This window comes from Nitrospinota bacterium, from assembly GCA_027619975.1.
GTDB lineage: Bacteria > Nitrospinota > Nitrospinia > Nitrospinales > VA-1 > JADFGI01.
The window spans coordinates 21,755-40,799 of the sequence record JAQCGX010000018.1; the positions used below are offsets into that span (position 1 = coordinate 21,755).

21 protein-coding genes are annotated in these 19,045 nt (G+C 46.1%); 5 read left to right on the forward strand and 16 right to left on the reverse strand.

Annotated features, from left to right (window positions below):
* Nucleotides 1-52: 52 nt before the first annotated feature.
* From fusA to O3C58_07950, 4 genes are all read left to right on the forward strand, one after another.
* The gene (gene fusA, locus O3C58_07935) at nt 53-2,152 is read left to right on the forward strand and encodes an elongation factor G (protein ID MDA0691781.1); all 2,100 of its coding nucleotides are present in this window, start codon (nt 53-55) and stop codon (nt 2,150-2,152) included.
* Nucleotides 2,153-2,200: 48 nt separating this feature from the next.
* Nucleotides 2,201-2,527, forward strand: coding sequence for an integration host factor subunit alpha (locus tag O3C58_07940; GenBank protein MDA0691782.1), 327 nt, complete (start codon nt 2,201-2,203; stop codon nt 2,525-2,527).
* 144 nt (nt 2,528-2,671) lie between these two features.
* Entirely contained in the window at nt 2,672-3,031 is a 360-nt protein-coding gene (locus tag O3C58_07945; GenBank protein MDA0691783.1) for a MerR family transcriptional regulator, read from the forward strand.
* Between the two features lie 116 nt (nt 3,032-3,147).
* Complete coding sequence (locus O3C58_07950; protein MDA0691784.1) at nt 3,148-4,365, forward strand: glycosyltransferase; 1,218 nt, start codon at nt 3,148-3,150, stop codon at nt 4,363-4,365.
* A gap of 134 nt (nt 4,366-4,499) precedes the next feature.
* Here O3C58_07950 and O3C58_07955 read toward each other — a convergent pair whose 3' ends face one another.
* Nucleotides 4,500-4,973 carry a redoxin family protein gene (locus O3C58_07955; GenBank protein MDA0691785.1) on the reverse strand — a complete coding sequence of 158 codons (474 nt, stop codon included), beginning with the start codon at nt 4,971-4,973 and terminating at the stop codon, nt 4,500-4,502.
* Nucleotides 4,974-5,183: 210 nt separating this feature from the next.
* Here O3C58_07955 and O3C58_07960 point away from each other — a divergent pair, with 210 nt between their 5' ends.
* A complete protein-coding gene (locus O3C58_07960; protein MDA0691786.1) occupies nt 5,184-6,800 on the forward strand; it encodes a hypothetical protein in 1,617 nt (538 codons plus the stop codon).
* A gap of 3 nt (nt 6,801-6,803) precedes the next feature.
* Here the strand turns inward: O3C58_07960 and O3C58_07965 are convergent, their stop codons facing one another.
* The 15 genes from O3C58_07965 to O3C58_08035 form a co-directional block, all read right to left on the reverse strand.
* Complete coding sequence (locus O3C58_07965; protein MDA0691787.1) at nt 6,804-7,226, reverse strand: DUF1566 domain-containing protein; 423 nt, start codon at nt 7,224-7,226, stop codon at nt 6,804-6,806.
* Between the two features lie 38 nt (nt 7,227-7,264).
* Nucleotides 7,265-7,489, reverse strand: a complete 225-nt coding sequence (locus tag O3C58_07970; GenBank protein MDA0691788.1) for a hypothetical protein — start codon at nt 7,487-7,489, stop codon at nt 7,265-7,267.
* Between the two features lie 105 nt (nt 7,490-7,594).
* Nucleotides 7,595-9,904, reverse strand: coding sequence for an ATP-binding protein (locus O3C58_07975; GenBank protein ID MDA0691789.1), 2,310 nt, complete (start codon nt 9,902-9,904; stop codon nt 7,595-7,597).
* Nucleotides 9,879-10,583 carry a DUF4390 domain-containing protein gene (locus O3C58_07980; GenBank protein ID MDA0691790.1) on the reverse strand — a complete coding sequence of 235 codons (705 nt, stop codon included), beginning with the start codon at nt 10,581-10,583 and terminating at the stop codon, nt 9,879-9,881. The genes O3C58_07975 and O3C58_07980 overlap by 26 nt, the downstream gene beginning before the upstream one ends.
* A gap of 345 nt (nt 10,584-10,928) precedes the next feature.
* Nucleotides 10,929-13,571, reverse strand: coding sequence for a DNA mismatch repair protein MutS (gene mutS / locus O3C58_07985; GenBank protein MDA0691791.1), 2,643 nt, complete (start codon nt 13,569-13,571; stop codon nt 10,929-10,931).
* A 30-nt stretch (nt 13,572-13,601) separates the two neighbouring features.
* A complete protein-coding gene (locus O3C58_07990) occupies nt 13,602-14,090 on the reverse strand; it encodes an HIT domain-containing protein (protein ID MDA0691792.1) in 489 nt (162 codons plus the stop codon).
* Between the two features lie 30 nt (nt 14,091-14,120).
* The gene (gene ybeY / locus O3C58_07995; GenBank protein MDA0691793.1) at nt 14,121-14,588 is read right to left on the reverse strand and encodes an rRNA maturation RNase YbeY; all 468 of its coding nucleotides are present in this window, start codon (nt 14,586-14,588) and stop codon (nt 14,121-14,123) included.
* Between the two features lie 103 nt (nt 14,589-14,691).
* Complete coding sequence (locus tag O3C58_08000; GenBank protein ID MDA0691794.1) at nt 14,692-15,654, reverse strand: PhoH family protein; 963 nt, start codon at nt 15,652-15,654, stop codon at nt 14,692-14,694.
* A gap of 46 nt (nt 15,655-15,700) precedes the next feature.
* Nucleotides 15,701-16,258 (reverse strand): GTP cyclohydrolase I FolE, encoded by a 558-nt coding sequence (gene folE / locus O3C58_08005; protein ID MDA0691795.1) that lies wholly within the window; start codon nt 16,256-16,258, stop codon nt 15,701-15,703.
* Nucleotide 16,259: 1 nt separating this feature from the next.
* The gene (locus tag O3C58_08010) at nt 16,260-16,667 is read right to left on the reverse strand and encodes a 6-carboxytetrahydropterin synthase (protein MDA0691796.1); all 408 of its coding nucleotides are present in this window, start codon (nt 16,665-16,667) and stop codon (nt 16,260-16,262) included.
* 34 nt (nt 16,668-16,701) lie between these two features.
* The gene (locus O3C58_08015) at nt 16,702-16,887 is read right to left on the reverse strand and encodes a zinc ribbon domain-containing protein (GenBank protein ID MDA0691797.1); all 186 of its coding nucleotides are present in this window, start codon (nt 16,885-16,887) and stop codon (nt 16,702-16,704) included.
* A gap of 54 nt (nt 16,888-16,941) precedes the next feature.
* Nucleotides 16,942-17,439 carry a hypothetical protein gene (locus O3C58_08020; protein ID MDA0691798.1) on the reverse strand — a complete coding sequence of 166 codons (498 nt, stop codon included), beginning with the start codon at nt 17,437-17,439 and terminating at the stop codon, nt 16,942-16,944.
* Between the two features lie 69 nt (nt 17,440-17,508).
* Nucleotides 17,509-17,925 (reverse strand): nucleoside-diphosphate kinase, encoded by a 417-nt coding sequence (gene ndk / locus O3C58_08025; GenBank protein MDA0691799.1) that lies wholly within the window; start codon nt 17,923-17,925, stop codon nt 17,509-17,511.
* 91 nt (nt 17,926-18,016) lie between these two features.
* Entirely contained in the window at nt 18,017-18,280 is a 264-nt protein-coding gene (locus O3C58_08030) for a pyruvate ferredoxin oxidoreductase (protein ID MDA0691800.1), read from the reverse strand.
* A 20-nt stretch (nt 18,281-18,300) separates the two neighbouring features.
* On the reverse strand, nt 18,301-19,032 hold the full coding sequence (locus tag O3C58_08035) for a 2-oxoacid:acceptor oxidoreductase family protein (protein ID MDA0691801.1): 732 nt from the start codon (nt 19,030-19,032) through the stop codon (nt 18,301-18,303).
* Nucleotides 19,033-19,045 lie beyond the last annotated feature (13 nt).

Sequence of the window (19,045 nt, forward strand, 5' to 3'; positions counted from 1 at the left end):
ATAAATTCTATGTAGATAAAAATCATGGCCCCCCTTTTCTCAGAGGTTTGCAATGAAACTATATAAGCTTCAGGAAATAAGGAATGTCGGACTCATCGGTCATGGGTCTTCCGGAAAAACATCGGTTGCAGAAGCCATCCTTTTTACATCGGGGGTGGCTGATCGATTGGGAAAAGTGGGCGACACATCATCCCTGATGGATTATGATCCAGGGGAAATGAAACGCGGACATACGATCAGCGCTTCTCTGGCCTTTTGTGAATGGGACAAGCACAAAATAAACATCCTCGATACGCCCGGTGATAATAATTTTATAGCGGATACGCCGGCATGTATTCGCGTGATTGAAGACGCTGTCGTTGTTATTGGGGCTGATGACGGAATTCAATTTTATACAGAAAAAGTATGGCAATGGGCTGATGATCAGGATTTATTGCGAATGGTCTTTTTGAATAAATTGGATCATGAACGCGCCAACATCCCTCCCATTCTGGAAAATCTGAAGAAAAAATTCAAAAAGACGCCGGTATTTTTACAATTGCCCGTGGGCAATGGCGACAGTTTTATGGGCATCGTCGATCTGGTGGGGAATAAATATTACACCTATGAAAAAGGATGTAGCGGGAAAGGTAAAGTAAATAAAATTCCTTCCGATATAACGAGTAACGTAGAAATCGCCCGTGCGGAACTTACGGAAGCCGTGGCGGAGGTGGACGACGAACTGATTGAAGTTTATTTAGAAAAGGGCGAGCTGACCGAGGACGAGTTTCACCAGGGATTGAGAAATGGAATCCAGAAGGGGCAACTGATTCCCGTGTTGTGTGGGTCGGGATTGCAAAATATGGGAATCGATCTTTTATTGGAAGCGGTGATTGATTACCTGCCGTCCCCGGATAAGCGCAATCCGGTGGCTGGAAGATCTCCCAAAGATGACGCGGAAATGGAACGAAAGCCAGATCCCGAGGAACCGTTTTCAGCTTTGGTTTTCAAAACAATCGCCGATCCCTATGCCGGGAAATTAACGTTGTTCCGGGTGTTTTCCGGGTCGATCAAGGCGGATTCCAGCGTATTCAATGCCTCGAAGGAGAGCAGCGAAAGGATAGGGCAGATTTATTTGCTCCAGGGAAAAAAACAGGTTCCCGTTTCAGAAGTTTCCGCCGGGGATATTGGCGCTGTGGCCAAGTTGAAGGTGACAACCACCAGCGATACCCTTTCAGATACTGACAATGCGATCGTTTTTGATCCCATTCAATTTCCCAGTCCGGTATTTTCGCAGGCGATTGTGCCCAAAACCCGAGCGGATGAGGAAAAAATCAGCACGGCTCTTCATCGAGTGACCGAGGAAGATTCGACTTTGAAGGTAGAAAGGAACGCACAGACCCACGAACTGCTTGTTTCAGGAATGGGCCAGCTTCATCTGGATGTGATCATCGAGCGTCTGAAACAACGGTTCGGGGTGGAGGTGGATGCTAAACCTCCCAAGGTGCCTTATCTGGAAACCATTCGTGGGCAAACCAAGGTCCAGGGCAAATATAAAAAACAGACAGGGGGTCGAGGGCAGTTTGGCGATACCTGGCTGGAGATTTCACCTCTTGCAAAAGGCGGCGGGTTTGTTTTTGAGGATAAGGTTGTGGGAGGTGCGATTCCCAAAAATTATATTCCTGCGGTGGAAAAAGGAATTCAGGAAGCGATGACCCACGGAGTGATCGCGCATTATCCCATGGTCGATGTGAGGGTGAAGCTTTATGATGGTTCGTACCATAATGTCGACTCGTCGGAGATGGCTTTTAAGATCGCAGGCTCCCTGGGGTTTAAAAGGGGGGTTATCGATTGCAAACCCGTATTACTGGAGCCCATTATGAATATGCAGGTGGTGGTTCCCAGTGAACATGTTGGTGACATTATGGGCGACCTAAATTCCAAACGAGGGAAAATTCAGGGGATAGATGCGGATGACGACATGCAGACCATTCGTGTTCATGTTCCAATGGCGGAGATATTAAATTATGCGGCGGACCTCCGGTCAATAACGAGCGGCAGGGGGTTGTTTGTGATGGAGCTTGATCATTACGATGACGTACCAGAACACCTTTCCAAAAAAATTATTGAGCAGGCCCAGCAGGATTTTGAAAAAATGAAAGAAAAATCGTAACCAAATCACGGGAAACATGTTCTTATCTTAATTGAAAGGATGTTGAAAGTGGAAATTGTTGAATCCAAGGCAAATGTTGTAAAATCTGACTTAGTCGAACAGGTGTACAAAAAAGTGGGTTTTACCCGCCAGGAAGCAGAAGAAGCCGTTGATGTTTTATTTAAAGAAATAAAGAAAGAACTGGCTAGTGGGGAAAGCGTCCGCATTGCAGGATTCGCTACTTTTAATTTGAAACATAAAAAAGCGAGAAATGCACGCAACCCTCAAACCGGCCAGCCCATTCTCATCCGCTCGCGCAGGGTCCTGACCTTCAAGCCCAGCAAGAATTTATTAACATCCACGGAGTCACCCTCAGATAACGGCAACAATTTCTAATCCAATGAAGGCGAGTTGTTTTTTAATCAGGTTGCAGAGGTTGTTTTCTTTTCGGTTTGCTTGTTCACCTCGTTCAGGGCATTAAAGGTTCAACCGTAACTAGTTTATTTATTATGATAAATGGTAGCTTAAAGGGTATTTGAAATGGATAGTGTGATTCCTGATAAATTATTTTTTAAAATAGGAGAGGTGGCCGATATCGCAGGGGTGGAACAACATGTTTTGCGCTATTGGGAGGATGAGTTTGATATGCTGAAGCCGGATAAAAATCGATCAAGGCAAAGGTTGTATCAGAAAAAGGATGTGGAATTGGTGTTGGAAATCAAACGTCTGTTGTATGGGGAAAAGTTTACCATTGCCGGCGCTAAAGTGAAGCTGAAAAAGTATAAAAAGAAAGGTTCGCCGGAGTACCTTGATGAACGTGAAAAACTCATTGAGCTGAAACGTCAAATGAAAGAAGACCTGGAATCCATTTTAAACACACTGGATCACCAAAAATCCTGAATTCTGCTCACCAAATTCAATCTCCCCAGTTTTTTCCTTCCAGAACCAACACTTTTGATTCAAAATAATAAATTTGAAATTGAATTAATACAATCAGGCCGTTAGAGGAAACTTTCTTGTTTACCCAGTTATCCCTTTTGGACGGGTTTGCCATCGTCATCTTCTGGTGGATCGTCTGGCATCGCTGGAGTCACCAGTGCCGGGGTGCGATGCCGCAACTGTCTGAAGAAAAGCCGAACCTGTCTCTTGCCTCCCCGAGGGTATCCATCATTGTCCCGGCCCGCAATGAAGAGCAATCCATCGAGCGTTGCGTTCGATCCCTGCTGGCGCAGGACTATCCACAGCTGGAAGTCATCGTGGTGGATGACGGATCGGAGGATGCCACCGGTGAGATTTTAGTCCGGCTGGCAAAAGGCGACTCCCGATTGAAGATCATTCAGGGAAAACCTCTTCCCGAGGGTTGGATGGGAAAGGCCCACGCCTTGTGTCAGGGATACCACCAAGCGCGAGGAGACTGGTTGCTGTTCACCGATGCGGACACGCATCACGACCCGTCTTTGCTTTTAAGGGTCATGGGGCAGGTGATCTCCAGTAACGCTTCATTGGTAACGGTGGCCGGCGAACAGGAAGCGCCAGGTTTTGGCGTGGCCCTGGTCAACCTTGCGGTTTTTTCTTATATCTTTATGGTGAGTGATAGAAGAGGATTTACCGAAGCCGGGTCCCGGCAAAGCCTGGTCAATGGGCAGTACGTCCTGATAACCCGTGAAGCCTATGAAACCCTGGGGACCCATGAAGCCCTGCGCGAGTATTCAAGCACCGATGTGTCGTTGGGATACCTGGCGAAACTAAAAGGTTTCCTCACTCTGGGGATCAATGGCGGCGAAGCTCTGCAAACAAAAATGTATTCTTCCATATCGGAGGCCTTTAGGGGATGGTCCAGAAGCCTGGTCAATGGCATGTGGACGGCTTTGGGGCCGGGGCGGGGCAGCGTGGCGCTGATTTTGTTGACGATCGGATTTTTGTTTTTCTGGGTGGTTCCCTGGTTGACATGGCTTGATGGCTTGGGAAAAAATAACAGTTCCCAGCAACTCGTGGGGTTCTTGCAGCTCCTGGCAGTTTTTTGTACACTGTGGATGAAAAGCGGTAATTTCCTCAAAGGAGTTTTGGATTTGTTTCTAATCCCTTTATCGTATTTGATTTTTATGGTTATGGTGGTTTCGGGGTTAACAGGGGCTTTGTTCAGGGGGGGAACGGCATGGAAGGGAAGGATCGTCGTTACCGCCAGACGGTTGCCGCCCTGGAAGCCAGAGGCATCACGCCCTCGAAAATCCTGAGCATATTATGAATACATATTTCAAAAAACGATGCTCGTGGGCTGAAAACTATCCTTTGATGACCGTTTACCAGGAGGTGGCAAAAAATAAAAACCTCCCCGAATAAATTCAGGGAGGTTTATTATTGGAAAAAATTAGGCAAACGCTTTTTTAGCCACTTCCACTAATCCATCGATCGTTCGGCAACCGAGCAATTCAGCATCTTCTCTGCCTAATTGCTCGCCATTGGCGTCAACCGCAATGACGGACCGCTGTAAATACCGGCTTCGAACCCCTTCGAGGTTGAGTTTATTAGCCTTGGCGAAAGCCTGATCCGGGTCCTGCAGGAGGTTAGGCAATCCTCGTCCGGCATTGCTCAAAATATCCGTCCCCACAATGACGATCACTTCGTCGGCTCCGGCATCCTTGAATTTGCCCATGTTTTCTTTGATAAGATCCAGCTCTTTATTACAGAATCCACCGGCTCCAGGCAAAGTCACAACCAGCCGTTTCCCCTTGAAATTATTGACAGATATTTCTTTTTCTAGTGGGGTGGAAGCGGCATTTTCAACCGTCCAGTCGGGATTCAGTTTAATCAGTTTTTCATCGATACCGGGCAACTTCGCCATACCAGCAACCTCCTTTTGTGAACAATTATTGATGCTAGTACGATGAGCCAATTTCATCAAGGATGCAAAAAAATCATAAAAAAAAATCTTTGTGCCGACAGCCTCAAAATGCCTTGATTTTAAATGGCAAATAGACCATTGGCTTTTGCTCTTCCCATTTGATAGTCTAAATGAAACATCTTTTTTCCGATTTTCTGAGGTTTGCCGCCCATGATAAAATCATTTAAAGCAATTGCCATTTTGTGCCTGATTCCTGTTTTATGCGGTTTTCAATATCATCCGGTCGATCAGTCTTCCGGCTCGGAGGAAGGTTCACCTCCAAGAAAATTTTATGAATATCCCGGTGATTACGGGCAAGAAGTTCAACAGTTGATGGATAAGTTCAAGGATGCGTTTGGTTACGAGTTGATTGAATTTGGCGAAGCGTGGCGCACCGATCAGATCGAAAAATTGCATGCTGTGTTTTCAGAACTTCCCCCCACTTTTTATAAAATGCCAGGTTTCAAAGGGCTTTATCGATTGAGCCGGATCATGGCTGATTCGGGAGAAATCACCGGGGATGAGATTCCCGCCGCAACTCTGCCGCCATTTATAACTATTTACAAATCTCTGGGAAAGTCTTATCAGGTGTTGGTGGCGGATCAGGACCCCCGTGTGGAATTTTACACCCCCTTATTTTATGAGGATGAAAAAGCTTTTAAGAATATCGTTCAGCATGAAATGGCGCACGCGTTTGATATGGTGCATGGGTTCCCAAGTTTTTCCGCCGAGTGGCTGGCCATTGCCAATTTCAGAATCCTCAACATCCCGGCTTTGGACGCAAAACCCGGCAGTGATTTTCTCTACACTTTTTTGAACGATGCGGGAGTGGACAATTACGCGCCTGTTTCGCTTCGCCATCTGCCGACCTATTCCCGCCAGAATCTCCAGGAAGATTTTGCCAATTCGGTGGCGGCCTATATCAATTATCCCTACTTCCGGTACAGCCATCCGGCCCGATACAGATTTCTCAAAGAAAAGGTTTTTGCTGGCAAAGAGTATTTCTCTGCAGATGATAAGAATCTCGGCTTCGATGATAAAGTTCTTGCCGATTTTAAAGTTGCCATGGACAAAAAAGATTGGCAACGGGTAACGCAGATCATCGCCGAAGTGAGTCGTGGGCATTATCCGAAACTGGAATCTGCAATCGTATCCCGCCTGCGAGAGGAGATCGACTCTGGGCCTGCGGTTGACGGCAAGGACCTGCAATTGAGCCTTGCCAGTTGTTTGCTTCAGGACCCGGAGGCTCTGGAATTGCGCAAGAACTTGATTATTAAGAAACGTGTCTCTATTGAAAAACTATTGAAGAATGAGCGGTGTTTTCGATCAGGCAGGGATAATTTTCAAAAAAATCTCGTCAAGTGGGCACCGGCGAATGTCCATTTTTTTCAGGAAAAAGGGCAGAGCTTTTTGCAGTTTCTCGATCCGGTTCTTGGTGTTGCTCACTCCCGTGGCTATAATACTCAATATGTGTGGAGGTTGTTGACCGAAAGGCAGGGAAGTGAACCTGTCGCCGGGGGCAATCTGGTTCTGAAGGAAGGCGGAAATGGCTCGGTCAAAATCGACCTTGCGGCTACCGCAGAAAATAAGTTTGTATTGCCTGAGGGACAGCCGCTGGTCCTGGAGCTGGGAGTGATGCGTATGCATCCCAGGCAGTTCGATACGTACAATTCAGAAATAACAAAAATCCGCTTTGTGATGCACCCCGGATTCAATTACCAGGGGCCTGAACGGCCAAATATTCGGGTCATGTATCCTTTTCGCGCGGCGTACAAAGACAAATTTTGAGAATCAGGGAATGGTCCGAACCATGCGGTAAGCCATATTCATATTGGAGTATTTAGACGGCCAGACTTTTTGCCCGTCTTCATACTGGATGATCAGGGCGGAAGAATCTTTTTCCTCCAGGGTCCATGTGGTTCCCGCGCTTCCCGGCTCAAATACAGGGTCCAGGTAAATATCATCTCCGTATTTATCGGTATTTGTTTTGTTCAGGTCAAACAGGCTCCAGGCTTCTTCTTCCGTGGGGAAACGCCAGTCTTCATGGCCTGCAATCCGTTCGAGGTTGGCGATTTCCACATAATCCTGGCCTTTGAACCAGTTGAGCCACTTTTTATTGTCCTGAAAGGAATCGGTTTTTCTCCACATCACATTCATCTTCGTGTCCGTGATGGTTCCGTTGCCATTGTCCTTGAATCGTTCGTTATCTGACATAAGGTTTAATTTATTTCTTTGGTTATGGGGGGGGGTCGTCACCAACCCTGTCCCTTGATGCCATAGGATCGAGTGCCAGCGCTTCCCTTTTTCAAATAATCCTCTAGCCCTTTATTTATATCTGCATCCTGTTCGGAATCGGGCTTGTGGGTTTCCAGAATTTTAGCCACATATTCCTGCAGGGCGTTTTCATCTCCCTGACAATGATTCAAAAGGCGCTGGTAAATTTTTTCATCCAGATTGATGGTCAGTTTCTTTTGCATCGAGCGAAGGAATGATAATGAATGTTTTAGAGGTTGCGTGAGTATGGAGATATCTTAAACCAATTTACTGCGGATGAAAAGACTCCCCCTGGAATTTTGAAAATTTCAGGACACCGAAGTCGATGTTTTGGATGCGGATTTAGCTGGGGTATTTTTTATTGAAACCATGGAATAGGGGAGGTCGATCACGAACCGGCTGCCCTTGGGTGCGTTGTCCTTGACCTGAATGGCTCCGTCGTGGTCAACAATGATCCTATTGACGATCGCCAGCCCTAGCCCTGAGCCGCGCTTTTTGGTGGTGAAATGAGGGCGGAACAGCTTGTCCACGTCTTCAGGAGCTATTCCACTGCCATTGTCTGAAAATTCGATTTGGACTTGTTGTTCTTTTTGATTCAACCTTGTGGATATGCATATTTCCCCGTTTTCATCCACAGCGTCCAGGGCATTTTCAAAAAGATTGATGAACACCCGCCGCATTTGTTCAGCATCGACTTTAATGAGTCCAATGTCCTGATCAAAATTTTTATTAATGGTTACCCTTTTTTCATAGTCGGAATATAAAATAGAGACATCATCGATGATTTTGTGAAGCGAGGCAGGTTTAGGATTTGGGGCCGGCATGCGAGAAAAGCGTTGAAATTCGGTCAGCATATCTTTCATCCCTTCAACTTCCTGGCAGATGATAGCGATGCTTTCCTCGAACACTTGGTCAAACTCTTTTTTATTTTCGCGATATTTTTTCTGCAGGCGTTGGGTATTCAGTTGAATCGGGGTCAGAGGGTTTTTGATTTCGTGGGCGATGCCCTGGGCGACTTCTTGCCAGGCGGCAATTTTCTGAGTCTTGATCAACTGCGTCAAATCTTCAAAAACGATGACGAGGCCGAGATATTTTTCGTCGGGGTCTTTTAATACCTGGATGTTGACGAGCAGGGTCAGGTTGCTGTCACCGACCCTGAGGTCTATTTGTTCTTTCACAGATGCTTCGAGTTTATCATTTATTTGTTTTGTCATGAGCCGAATCGGTCCATGAAAGGAGGGATCGAAGGCTTCTCTATAACTGCACCCAAAAACTTCCTCTGCTTTAGCCCCAAGTATTTTCTCAGCCGCCTTGTTGAACGTGGTGACACGACCTTTTTTATCCACAGAAACCACCCCGGCGCCGATATTTTCCAGAATCGTTTCTATGTAGTAGCGCCTCTGCTCCAGCTCAAGATTCGTTACTTTCAAATCCTCATGAGCGTGCTGGATGTTCAAGCGGCCTTCGTTTAATTGGTTGGTCATTTTATTGAAAGAGTCGACCAATATTCCTATTTCATCGCTGGCATGGACGCCGATTTTAAAATTGAGGTCGCCTTCGGCGATTCTTCTAGTCCCTTCGGCCAACTCCTGAATGGGGATGGTGATGCCCCGCGCCATGTAAAACCCCAGCCAGATCGCGGAAAACAAAATCAGCAAAGTGATCAAGAGGAAGGTGATGTAGTAACTGGCGCTGACGGGTAATTTTAAAAAGCTTTGTTGTTTGTAATCCTCGAACGTACTGCGAATGGCTTCTATTCTGCCCAGTGAATTTTGCGGGATCGGGGCCAGGGTGAGAATATAGCCCCAGATCTCAATTTTATTATCCACCGTTTGCTTGAGGGGCACCATCACCACAAGGAAGGTTCCATGGTTGGTGGTTCGAATTTCTGAAACCCCTTCGCCCCCCACACTTTCCTTAAGCAAATCCTGATAGCTGGCGCTGGCCTGAGGAAGAAGCTTTTGATTATAAACAGAAACAACGATCTGCTTTTGATTGTCATAAACGATCAATCCATTGAGATCGTATTCCTCTACTTTTTCTATTGCCAGGGCCTCTAGCTGATCGCGATTTTTTTGTCGAAACAGTTCCCTCTTTATAATGAAATTTTCAATTTTTTGAGCACGGGACAGGGCTCCTTTTTCCAGATGGGAATAATAATCCCTCGCCACGTCCATGGATCTTTGTAATGTTTGTTCCACTTGCAGGCTAAACCAGCTTCCTATGCTATAGGTGAACAGCTTGCTGGCGGTCGCGAAAAGCAGGGTAGAGGGGACGAGAGCAAGAATTAGAAACGCGATAATGAGTTTGGTTTGGAATTTCGACCCGATGATTTTACTTTTACGCTCGTTGTATAATTTTACCAGGTTTCTCGTAATGAGTATGATCAGGACAAAGAGGAGGATCAGGATGATGTTGAATACCGCAAGAACTGCGATATTGTTGGCTATCGGGGCGGTGGTCTTTTGTTGAAGGATATAGTTTTCAATCGCGGTCAGGGCGAGCAGGGAAAATATGATCGTGGCGATGATTCGTTGGGTACGTTTTTTTTTCCTGCGGGCTTGTTCTTCGGAAGGTTGTGAAAACTGGGGTTTATTTGTTGAAGGAACGGATGACATGACTTAAGGCCTTTGATTTCGCTCTCTCTTTGGATTTTTCATTGAAGGCTTCACTGGAATTGAGGAATTCCTGGTCAATGGTGAGGGGCGAAGTTTTGGCCCAGGATGTTTCAAAATTATTGAAAGGAACGAAGAAAAAAAGGTAGTTGAAGGGAAACCAAAACCGATCCATTTCAAGGTTGGCCTTTACCTGAACATAATACTTCTCAGCCGGGTCCAACTGGTAGATAGGAGCAATGGGAATATTGTTAAGGGTCGCCATTAGTTGTTGGTAGCGATCTTTTTTTTGGGTAATGATTTTTCTTTTTACGTTTTTTCCAACCTCAGAAAACCGGTAGGCTTTTTTCAAAGAATCAAATTGGACCGTGTGACTGACTTCATTGGATCGGATCAGTGTATCGTTCCAAAGAGAGACTTGTTTCCTGAGTTCGATTTGAAAGGTCACTGTCATGGGAACACCGCTTTCGATGGCTTCAAGAATTTTTCCTTCGATTCCATCGGTGAGAATGGCATCCATGGTGATGTAATTTCCCTGCGTGGAAACCCCCACGTTGACAAGTGATGGGGAGGCGGCTCCTGCGATGGAAACCAGCGTCCACGAGCAAATCAACAGTGTTAGTGTCAGGATGATATTCAGCTTTTTGGCGGTTTTTTTATTCAATATAGTCAGAAAGTCCACTATTTTTTTCCGTTTGGCGGGAACTGTTTACCGTCTGTTTTCTTTTTCGGAGTGGAGCCTGATCATCAGGGATCGCAAGCGGCTCCCGTTTGCGATCAAACTAATCAATCCTTCCAACATAACCTATTTTCAGGCTCTTGTAAAGTCAATAAAATAGATGACTTAGCTTTGAAAAGCGTTAATTTTACAGCCGAAAATCTCTTCCGGAAAAGGAAGCCAGGGTTCAACTGATTGAGAATACTAAGGAAATAAATTTCGTAGGTCCGATTAAAATTTCGGCAGACGAAACGAAACTTTAGAGAGATGACAAATAGGGATGTTTTTTTTGCTTCCAAGGTTTACGTGTTAAAAATTTTTTCGCAGAGCTTTCAGTTCGAAAATAAGATCCAGGGCTTTTCGTGGCGTCAGATCATCTGGGTTCAAATCATCCAGTTTCTTGAGAAGAGGCGAGTGATCTTCGGTAAACATCATCAGTTGTTGAGGGCCCACATCTAAAGGGTCCGATTCGCTATGAGAAATTTTGGGCCGCCCCACTTCATCGAATTCGCTTTTTTCCAGATTATCCAGAACCTCTAAAGCGCGGTTCAATACTTTTTCCGGCAAGCCAGCCAGCCGGGCAACCTGAATTCCATAGCTCTTATCCGCCCCGCCTGAGACGATTTTCCGCAGGAATATGATCTCATCATTCCACTCCTTGACCTGAACGTTGAAATTATTAACTCCGGGAAGAACCAGGGCCAGATCCGTCAGTTCGTGGTAATGAGTCGCAAACAGGGTTTTGGGTCCGCCTTGTTCCCCGGTCAAGGCGTGGAGATATTCGACGATCGACCAGGCGATGCTGATTCCATCAAAGGTGCTGGTGCCGCGACCGATTTCATCGAGGATGATCAGGCTCCTGGCTGTGGCGTTATTTAAGATATTGGCAGCCTCGTTCATTTCCACCATGAAGGTGGATTGTCCTTTCAAAAGGTGATCCTGTGCCCCGACTCTGGAAAAGATCCGATCCACCACCCCGATCCGGGCTTCGTCAGCGGGAACAAAACTTCCGACCTGGGCCATCAAGGTGATCAGGGCGACTTGGCGCAGGAAGGTGGATTTACCGGCCATGTTGGGACCGGTGATGATCATGATCTGATTGTCGGTGGAATCGAGAAGGGTGTCGTTGGCAATGAACTGATTGAGAGGGTCAATTTTTTCTACCAGAGGATGTCTGCCGTTCTTCAGCAGGAGGGTGGAATCCTCAAGGAGGGTGGGGCGGCAATAATTATTCTGGTGAGCTATTTCGGCAAAGGAAAACAGGGCGTCTATTTTTCCGATAGTCCGGGCCATGGCCTGGATGCGCGGACCCTGCCGGGCGATGTCTTCGCGGATTTTATGAAAAAGCTGAAGCTCCAATTCCGATATCTTGTCTTCCGCCCCGGTTATTTCGACCTCATACTCTTTCAATTCGGGAGAGATGTAGCGTTCCGCATTGACCAGAGACTGTTTGCGAATGTATTCCTCGGGAACGCGGTCGCTATTTTTTTTGGTGACCTCTATGTAGTAGCCGTAAATTCTATTGAACCCCACTTTTAAAAGGGGGATTCCGGTCCGCTCTTTCTCTTTCGTTTCGAGAGTGGCGATCCAGGTTTTACCATCTTTGCTGATCGATTTCAGCCGGTCGAGTTCCGCATCGCATCCGGGTTTTATCAGATGCCCGTCTTTCAGGTGGATGGGCGGATCGTCCATGATTTTCTCATCTATGAGTTGAAATATATTTTCCAGATTGTCCCAGGTTTTCGTAAGTTGAGAGATGGCCTCTGCTTGAAACTGGTTGAGCAGGAAGAGAATTTCCGGAAAGGTTTCGATAGAATTTTTAAGCGCGATCAAATCGCGGGGACCGCAGATGGAAAGCGATATTCGCCCGACCAGGCGCTCCAGGTCGTGAATCCTTTGCAGTTGGTCGCGCATGTCTTTTCTAGGGAGCGGATTTTGTTTGAAGGTGGCTACCAGGGTCAGGCGTTCCTCGATGGTCTTCCGATCGATCAGTGGTTTTAAAATCCATTCCTTGATCCTTCTTGCTCCCATCGGAGTTTGGGTGGTGTCCAGCAAATCCAAAAGAGAATTTTTACGACTTCCATCACTCGACTGCACCAGCTCCAGGCTTCGGATGGTGGTGTGATCCAGAAGCATGGAGTTATGAATATGATAGGTAGAGAGTGCGCTGATATGGCGCAAGGCGGATTTCTGGGTTTCCTGCAGGTAATGAATCAAGGCGCCTGCCGCAGAAATCGCCAGTCTTAAATTTTCACAGCCAAACCCCTCCAGCGAACCGGTGTTGAAGTGCTCGAGCAAGTTCCGGTAGGCTTCGCTAAAAGAAAACGTCCAGTCTTCACAGCTGTGCTGATAGATGGCGTCGTTATTTAACCAGGGCGTATTGCCATTGGCTTCCGCCGCTGTAGACTCTGGGACAAGGATCTCTTTAGGACTGATTTTTTCCAATTCGTCTGCAAGGAGTGAAACCGCATTATCTCCCCGGATTTCGGTGACCTTGAACAGCCCTGTGGAAATATCGAGGGCGGCTAAGCCCAGCCCGTCTTTGCCGAAGAACAGGGAAACCACAAAATGGTTGCTTTTGGGGTCCAGCAAGGAATCATCGAGAACCGTTCCCGGTGTTATGATACGGACAATTTCGCGCCGGACCAAACCTTTTGCAAATTTGGGGTCTTCCGTCTGTTCGCAGAGCGCGACTTTCTTTCCCGCCTTGATCAATTTGGAGATATAAGCGGTGGCGGCATGGTGAGGGATGCCGCACATGGGAATCGAATTGGCTTTGTTTTTACTGCGTGAGGTCAGGGCGATCTCCAGGATGCGGGAAGCGATCTTGGCGTCCTCATTGAACATTTCATAGAAATCTCCCATGCGGAAAAAGAGAATCGCATCGGGACAATCCCTTTTGATGCCCTGGTATTGCTGCATCATCGGGGTTTCGTCTTCCGACGGGCCCATTTTTTTTGTTCCGGAGGTCATGCTAAACGTTTAAACTGAAATGTTTTGAAAATGAGGAAGTAAATTGTCGTAGGTGGCTCTGAGGTGTTCCGGGTGAACTTTGGTGTCGGCCAATACGGGCATGTAGTTGGTATCGCCATTCCATCGGGGGACGATGTGAATGTGAATATGCTCATCGAAGCCGGCGCCACCCGCTTTGCCCAGATTGAATCCGACATTGAATCCCTCGGGGGATTTAACCGTCCGCAGGATTTCCACGCATTTCTGCGTCAGGCGGTTTATCTCGGTGAATTCGTTTTCTTCCAGCTGGGTGATGCAGGAGAGGTGTCTGTAGGGGGAAACCATGACATGACCGGTGTTGTAAGGAAAAATATTCATGATGACGAAAGAGTGCGGCCCTCTGTAGAGGATGAAATTTTTTTGGTCCTCTTCCGCACTGGGAAGGGAGCAGAAGATACAATCCCCCGATTTATCTTCCTGAATGTATTCCATTCGCCAGGGGGCCCATAGTTGTTTCATCGTCGAAATTCCCTATTGCTGTGAAATAGCTCAGTATTGACAGGATTCAGAAGGAGCTTTGCCTGGAAATATTAATGCGAATAAATCCCAGGTTTTTTCCTTCATAATTTTTTCTTCCTTTAGAGACCGCTCGTGGTCGTACCCCAAAAGATGGAGCGTTCCATGAATGAGCAATAATACCAGTTCCTGCTCCAACGAGAATTGATGCTCCATCGCCTGACGGTGAGCCGTTTCCACAGAAATTACCACGTCCCCGAGCATTTGGGAAATAAATTCGGTATCTTCTCCTTCATTCTGGGGGAAGGAAAGAACATCGGTTGCGGTGTCAATATTTCGATATTGATGGTTCAGTTGGCGAATTTTTGCGTCGTCCACGATCAGAATACTGAGTTCATCATCATGGCATTCCAATGTTTGTAAAATTTTTTTGACTTGCCTTTTAAATTTCGCGGTATCGACTGTGTGAATCTCTTGATCGTTTTGGATTTGAATATCCATGCGAGATATTTTTCCCTGATATGGGTTGGCTCTGGTTTTAGAAATGAAATGCGCCAGTGTTCCTGAAAAATAAATTCGGAAATATCGAGGGTGATGGAGGCAATTATTTGGGACTGTCACCCTTGTCGTAAGCCCGGATGATTTTTTTTACAAGTTCGTGCCGGACCACATCTTTTTCGGTAAAATAGATGAACTGAATCTCTTCAATATCCTGCAAAAGTTTTTCCACATGAATCAGACCGGAGTCGCGGGCGCTCGAAAGGTCGATTTGTGTGACATCGCCTGTCACCACAATTTTAGACCGGAACCCAAGGCGGGTTAAAAACATTTTCATTTGTTCGCGGGTGGAGTTTTGCGCTTCATCGAGGATAATAAACGCATCGTTTAGCGTTCGCCCGCGCATATAGGCCAGAGGAGCGATTTCGATGATTCCATCCTGAACCATCTGCAACACCTGGCTGGCTTCCAACATGTCATTCAAGGCATCGTAAAGCGGCATCAGGTAGGGATGGATCTTCTCCGAGATATCTCCCGGCAAAAAGCCCAGTTTTTCTCCGGCTTCTACAGCAGGACGCACCAGAACAATTTTTTTAAACTGGTTTTTGAGCAGACCTTCCACGGCGAGAGCCACTGCCAGATAGGTTTTTCCCGTCCCCGCCGGACCGATGGCAAATATAATATCTTTCTGCTTGGCCGCCTTTATAAACTCGCTTTGGGCAGAACCTTTGGGGGAAATGTAGCCTCGACCGGGAGACAAGACCACCCGTTCGGTAAAGATCGATTTTAAATCGACATTGGGATCATCGGCAATCAAGCGAATGGCGAACTTGATATCCCCGTTTTGCGGCGGTGTTTGCCCTTCAAACAATTCCTGTAGTTGGGCCAGGAGTCGATTGACGGTTTCTATGGAATCTGGAGAGCCTGTAACTTTGACCTGGTTGCCACGGGTGGTGATACGAACGTTGAACTTCTTTTCTATCAGCTTGAGGTTGACGTCATGCGTTCCAAAAATATCTGGAATCAGATCGTTATTTTCAATTATTATTTCTTTGGTGGTGGGGGCCAAGCGAAGTTTGTCTATCCTATAGAGGGTGAGTAAAAATATCCATTGGTCAGGATCGATTCCCCTGAGGGCGAATCAGGCTTAAAAATTCACTGCGAGTTCTGGCATCGGACTTGAAACACCTGAGCATGGAGCTGGTGGTGGTGTAGGAGCTTTGTTTTTCAACTCCCCGCATGGACATGCATAAATGCATGGCTTCAATAACCACTCCCACGCCCTTGGGCTGCAAAATTTCCTCAAGACATTCGGCAATCTGCTTGGTCAAGCGTTCCTGCACTTGCAATCTGCGGCTGAAAGCATCTACGATGCGGGGAACTTTGCTCAACCCGATGATCTTGCCTTTGGGCAGATAGGCAACGTGACATTTTCCCAGAAACGGCAACATGTGGTGTTCGCACAAGCTGTAAATGTCGATGTCTTTAATGATGACCATCTCGTCATAATCTTCCTGGTAAAGGGCACCGTTTACCAGTTCGTCTATATTTGTCCTATACCCACTGGTCAAAAATTTCAGGGATTTTTCAACTCTTTCCGGGGTATTTTGGAGACCTTCGCGTGATGGGTCTTCTCCCAAGTCTACCAGCAGTTTTGCTATCAGGTCTTTCATATCAATTTCCACGGTAGACGACATAGTTTCGCTCGGATTCATAAAGTTTCAGCTCATGTAAAGTGCCGTTATCAATTTTTGACTCCAGGAGTTCCCAGAATTTGATGGCAATATTTTCAGCAGTGGGAATCACGTCTTTCATAAAGTCGACATCCATATTGAAGTTCTTATGGTCCACTTTGTCGATAATTTCCCAATGGATCAATTTCTTAAGGGTTTTCAAGTCCAGCACCATCCCTGTATCCGGGTCGATGTCCCCCTTGACCGTTACCTCCAGAACATAATTGTGACCGTGGCCATTAGGGTTGTTACACAACCCGAAAGTTTCTTCATTCTCCCTGTCGGAAAATTTGGGATTGAAAAGGCGGTGGCTGGCGCAGAATTCCAGACGTCGGGTAATATATATCATAGGAAAAAATATTGAAGGGATAGGGGAGGAAAGTTTATTTCAGGTACTTTCTTTTATTATCGGTGGAATAAAATCCCGGCCCATACAAATGAAAGTTCATTTGGTTAAAGCATTTATGTAGAGGTCCCCCACATTCTTCGCATTTGCTAATGGGTTCGTCATTCACTTTTTGCAAAAATTCAAAGTTTTTTTTGCACTTGTCGCATTGGTACTCATACATCGGCATTGGAAAAACCTCTCGATAATTAAATTTAGACCGAGCTCTATGAACGCCCTAATTCAAATGCGGAACTTGGTCATTGGGAATAAGCGATCCATTCCAGAAAATCTCTTTTCTGGAGTTGCCTCCCCGAAAAACATCCAGAGTTTTGGGAATGTTTATTTTCATTCCCTCCAAATCGAATACGGACGACGGAAGCGTGAGACCCCATTCAGGGTCAAACACTCCGATCAACATTCTCGATGGCGTCATCACCTGAATGACCATGAATTTTTCTATGGAATACTTTTTTTGTATTTCCAAAGGCATCATAAAGGTTTCATTTTCGCCCTTAGAGCCATAGCGCATGACAGCCTTACCGGAATCAAGCTTTTCAAATACAATGGACTTAAAAAACTCTTCCAACTCCACAAAAATATTCTCTTTTGGAAATACTACAATACCAAAGTCTTCGTTGTTTTTGTAGAGCTGGTATTCATGACCCGAACCCGCAGAGGCGGGAATAACCCCAAGCCAAAATAATAAAACTATAATGTAAGGTATCTTTTTCATATTATTTGGATGGGTAAGACCCTTAGAGGATTCCCGCTTTTTTCTGTAAAGTTTATAGTTTATTGAAATTTATGGAAAAATCTCAGTTTGGCTGAAGAAAAATGGAACCTCAAAGGCCGCATTTTCCGGGGAATCCGATCCGTGAACCGAATTTTCCTCCAAACTGATTCCAAATTCTTTGCGGATGGTTCCTTCGGCGGCATCCGCCGGGTTGGTGGCTCCCATGAGCTCTCTCCATCCTAATATGGCATTTTCATGTTCCAGCACCATCAAGATTACAGGGCCTGAACTCATAAAAGTGCACAAACTGTCGTAAAACGGTCGGTCTTTATGTACATAATAGAACCTCGCCGCAACGCTTTTTGGTAACAGAGCGCGTTTAATCCCCACCACTCTGAACCCATTAGATTCGATCCGATCTGTTATTTTTCCAATGAGATTCCGGTAAACTCCGTCGGGTTTAATCATTGCCAGTGTTCTTTCCATTTAGAATGTCCTTAAGTTATGAGTCAAGGTTGGTAAAAAAAAAAGGTATTTGAGCTCAACCGGCTCAAATACCTTTTTGATAGCAATGGAATTATCGCACGACAATACCGGTTTTCTTAATAACAAAACCTTCATCAAGTGAGTCGATCCACCTCATCTTTATGGCATGGTTCTTGGCGATTTCATCGCAGATATAAACGCAGATCTCACAGGACTTACAGCGATCAACAGAGATATAAGCCGACTTGTCGGCATCACTATAATTGATGCAATTCGATTCGGGACAGTATGTGGTGCAAAGGGAACAGTTCTTTGATGAACAAATGGCCTTGTCAACTTCAGCAACGTAGTACATGGTTTCTCCAAATAAAAATATTAAGCCACCCCGGCAGCAGCGTGTTGTTCTTTAGTGAGTTCTATGTACTTAGCGTCTGGATGCGCAAAACCATTGTCCATCATATACTTGTAGCTGGCTTCAAGGGTTTTCATATTGGCTTCCATGAGCTTCGCTTTTTTGGCGAACTTTTTCTCGATGGCGCTGTCAAGCGCGGCGGTTCCCCCGGATACGACGATTCCTTTACCGATGAATCGGTCCTTAACGGATGCGGCAAGCGATCCCAGATCCGGTATCCCGAAAACAGCTGCAACGGCGCCACACATGGCCATATTCGTGGCCAATTCGGTTTTTGCAACTTCGTTGGCGATCTCAGTTGCCGGGAGATAATAGACTTTAGCATCCATATTATCCATTTCCTTTTGCTCATCCCTGCTAAAAGGAATCGGCGTCCGGCTGTTGATAATGATAATGCCGTCTTTTTTCAGACCCGTATAAAACGGCATGGTGTAGGATTTCCCCAAGGTGATAACCGAGGGATGGAAAATCATAATGACGTTCGGGAAAATGATCTCGCCGATTTCATAAATGACTTCATTGGAAATCCTGACATAGCTTTCTACTGGTGCGTTCCGTTTCTCTGAACCAAAAAATGGAACGAGAGAGCTGTGCCCGCCAGAAATAACAACTGCGTTACTGATGATATGGGACGCTGTGACCACACCCTGGCCTCCGATCCCTGCCATGCGAACGTTATAGCGTTTAACAGCCATAATTACCTGTCTC

What these genes read in the sequence shown, in the direction of transcription:
- fusA (MDA0691781.1), top strand. Translation starts at nt 53, where the DNA reads ATGAAACTATATAAGCTTCAGGAAATAAGGAATGTCGGACTCATCGGT.
- O3C58_07945 (MDA0691783.1), top strand. Translation starts at nt 2,672, where the DNA reads ATGGATAGTGTGATTCCTGATAAATTATTTTTTAAAATAGGAGAGGTG.
- O3C58_07955 (MDA0691785.1), bottom strand. Translation starts at nt 4,973, where the DNA reads ATGGCGAAGTTGCCCGGTATCGATGAAAAACTGATTAAACTGAATCCC.
- O3C58_07960 (MDA0691786.1), top strand. Translation starts at nt 5,184, where the DNA reads ATGATAAAATCATTTAAAGCAATTGCCATTTTGTGCCTGATTCCTGTT.
- O3C58_07965 (MDA0691787.1), bottom strand. Translation starts at nt 7,226, where the DNA reads ATGTCAGATAACGAACGATTCAAGGACAATGGCAACGGAACCATCACG.
- O3C58_07970 (MDA0691788.1), bottom strand. Translation starts at nt 7,489, where the DNA reads ATGCAAAAGAAACTGACCATCAATCTGGATGAAAAAATTTACCAGCGC.
- O3C58_07975 (MDA0691789.1), bottom strand. Translation starts at nt 9,904, where the DNA reads ATGTCATCCGTTCCTTCAACAAATAAACCCCAGTTTTCACAACCTTCC.
- mutS (MDA0691791.1), bottom strand. Translation starts at nt 13,571, where the DNA reads ATGGGCCCGTCGGAAGACGAAACCCCGATGATGCAGCAATACCAGGGC.
- O3C58_07990 (MDA0691792.1), bottom strand. Translation starts at nt 14,090, where the DNA reads ATGAAACAACTATGGGCCCCCTGGCGAATGGAATACATTCAGGAAGAT.
- ybeY (MDA0691793.1), bottom strand. Translation starts at nt 14,588, where the DNA reads ATGGATATTCAAATCCAAAACGATCAAGAGATTCACACAGTCGATACC.
- folE (MDA0691795.1), bottom strand. Translation starts at nt 16,258, where the DNA reads ATGAAAGACCTGATAGCAAAACTGCTGGTAGACTTGGGAGAAGACCCA.
- O3C58_08010 (MDA0691796.1), bottom strand. Translation starts at nt 16,667, where the DNA reads ATGATATATATTACCCGACGTCTGGAATTCTGCGCCAGCCACCGCCTT.
- O3C58_08015 (MDA0691797.1), bottom strand. Translation starts at nt 16,887, where the DNA reads ATGTATGAGTACCAATGCGACAAGTGCAAAAAAAACTTTGAATTTTTG.
- O3C58_08020 (MDA0691798.1), bottom strand. Translation starts at nt 17,439, where the DNA reads ATGAAAAAGATACCTTACATTATAGTTTTATTATTTTGGCTTGGGGTT.
- ndk (MDA0691799.1), bottom strand. Translation starts at nt 17,925, where the DNA reads ATGGAAAGAACACTGGCAATGATTAAACCCGACGGAGTTTACCGGAAT.
- O3C58_08030 (MDA0691800.1), bottom strand. Translation starts at nt 18,280, where the DNA reads ATGTACTACGTTGCTGAAGTTGACAAGGCCATTTGTTCATCAAAGAAC.
- O3C58_08035 (MDA0691801.1), bottom strand. Translation starts at nt 19,032, where the DNA reads ATGGCTGTTAAACGCTATAACGTTCGCATGGCAGGGATCGGAGGCCAG.